Here is a 2,500-nt window from a genome sequence, read left to right as displayed (position 1 = left end):
GTGAAAAGCACCCCGACGAGGGGAGTGAAACAGATCCTGAAACCGAATGCTTACAAACAGTCGGAGCCCGCAAGGGTGACGGCGTACCTTTTGTATAATGGGTCAGCGACTTAATTTGACATGCAAGCTTAAGCCGGTAGGCGTATGCGCAGCGAAAGCGAGTCTGAACAGGGCGATATAGTATGTCGGATTAGACCCGAAACCGAGTGATCTAGCCATGGCCAGGTTGAAGGTGCGGTAACACGCACTGGAGGACCGAACCCACGCCCGTTGAAAAGGTCGGGGATGAGCTGTGGCTAGGGGTGAAAGGCCAATCAAACTCGGAAATAGCTGGTTCTCCGCGAAATCTATTTAGGTAGAGCGTCGGACGAATACTCTCGGGGGTAGAGCACTGGATGGGCTATGGGGACTCACCGTCTTACTGATCCTAACCAAACTCCGAATACCGAGAAGTACTATCCGGCAGACACACAGTGGGTGCTAACGTCCATTGTGGAGAGGGAAACAACCCTGACCGCCAGTTAAGGTCCCTAAATCATGGCTAAGTGGCAAAGGATGTAGGACTCCCAAAACAACCAGGATGTTGGCTTAGAAGCAGCCATCATTTAAAGAAAGCGTAACAGCTCACTGGTCTAAACAAGGGGTCCCGCGCCGATAATGTAACGGGGCTTAAGCCATGTACCGAAACTGCGGGCTTAGCGTAAGCTAAGCGGTAGCGGAGCGTTCCGTAGGCCTGCGAAGGGAGACCCGTGAGGGCTCCTGGAGGTATCGGAAGTGCGAATGCTGACATGAGTAACGATAAAGGGGGTGAGAGACCCCCTCGCCGAAAGTCCAAGGGTTCCTGCGCAACGCTAATCGGCGCAGGGTTAGCCGGCCCCTAAGGCGAGGCCGAAAGGCGTAGTCGATGGGAATGCAGTTAATATTCTGCAGCCTGCGGGTGGTGACGGATGCCGTGTATCGTATCCCCTTACTGGATTGGGGATGCGGTGAAGGTGTTCCAGGAAATAGCCCCCGCATTATAGACCGTACCCGAAACCGACACAGGTGGACTGGTAGAGTATACCAAGGCGCTTGAGAGAACTGTGCTGAAGGAACTCGGCAAATTGCTCCCGTAAGTTCGCGAGAAGGGAGCCCCGGGCTTGGGCAACCAGGTTCGGGGGGCACAGACCAGGGGGTGGCGACTGTTTATCAAAAACACAGGGCTCTGCGAAGCCGCAAGGCGACGTATAGGGTCTGACGCCTGCCCGGTGCCGGAAGGTTAAGAGGAGGTGTGCAAGCACCGAATTGAAGCCCCGGTAAACGGCGGCCGTAACTATAACGGTCCTAAGGTAGCGAAATTCCTTGTCGGGTAAGTTCCGACCTGCACGAATGGCGTAACGACTTCCCCGCTGTCTCCAGCACAGACTCAGTGAAATTGAATTCCCCGTGAAGATGCGGGGTTCCTGCGGTCAGACGGAAAGACCCCGTGCACCTTTACTACAGCTTCACACTGGTATTCGTCACGACATGTGTAGGATAGGTGGTAGGCGTCGAAGCGTGAGCGCCAGCTCGCGTGGAGCCACCCTTGAAATACCACCCTTGTCGTTATGGATATCTAACCGCGGCGCAACAACGTCCGGGACCGTGTGTGGCGGGTAGTTTGACTGGGGCGGTCGCCTCCCAAATGGTAACGGAGGCGCGCGAAGGTAGGCTCAGACCGGTCGGAAATCGGTCGTCGAGTGCAATGGCATAAGCCTGCCTGACTGCGAGACTGACAAGTCGAGCAGAGACGAAAGTCGGTCATAGTGATCCGGTGGTCCCTCGTGGAAGGGCCATCGCTCAACGGATAAAAGGTACGCCGGGGATAACAGGCTGATGATTCCCAAGAGTCCATATCGACGGAATCGTTTGGCACCTCGATGTCGGCTCATCACATCCTGGGGCTGGAGCAGGTCCCAAGGGTTCGGCTGTTCGCCGATTAAAGTGGTACGTGAGCTGGGTTCAGAACGTCGCGAGACAGTTCGGTCCCTATCTGCCGTGGGTGTAGGAAACTTGAGAGGATCTGTCCCTAGTACGAGAGGACCGGGATGGACGCACCTCTGGTGGACCTGTTGTCGCGCCAGCGGCATAGCAGGGTAGCTATGTGCGGAACGGATAACCGCTGAAAGCATCTAAGCGGGAAACCGGCCTCAAAACCAGGTCTCCCTTGAGAGCCGTGGAAGACCACCACGTCGATAGGCCGGGTGTGGACGTGCAGCAATGCATGAAGCTTACCGGTACTAATAGCTCGATCGGCTTGATCACTCTCATTACTCAATGCCCATCACAAAACACATCAATCCAAAATACGCCGCAGACCGCGGCGAAACCTAAGACCAGTTCACAAACGTTTGCTCTTCGCCGGCCTGGTGGCCATTGCGGGGACCTCAACACCCGATCCCATCCCGAACTCGGCCGTGAAACGCCCCAGCGCCAATGGTACTGCGTCTCAAGACGTGGGAGAGTAGGTCGCCGCCAGGCC

The 2,500-nt window shown here is 56.0% G+C and carries 2 rRNA genes (1 of these 2 cut by a window edge); both read left to right on the top strand.

The features are described 5' to 3' along the window. Positions 1 to 2,283 (top strand): 23S ribosomal RNA (locus tag LC062_RS21160); it begins 441 nt to the left of the window's first position. A gap of 100 nt (positions 2,284 to 2,383) precedes the next feature. Beyond that, positions 2,384 to 2,499: ribosomal RNA gene (gene rrf / locus LC062_RS21155) — 5S ribosomal RNA — on the top strand. The last annotated feature ends 1 nt before the right edge of the window (position 2,500 follow it).

Source organism: Stappia indica, assembly GCF_020177335.1.
Classification (GTDB): Bacteria; Pseudomonadota; Alphaproteobacteria; order Rhizobiales; family Stappiaceae; genus Stappia; species Stappia indica_B.
This window is presented reverse-complemented; position numbering and strand designations above follow the sequence as displayed.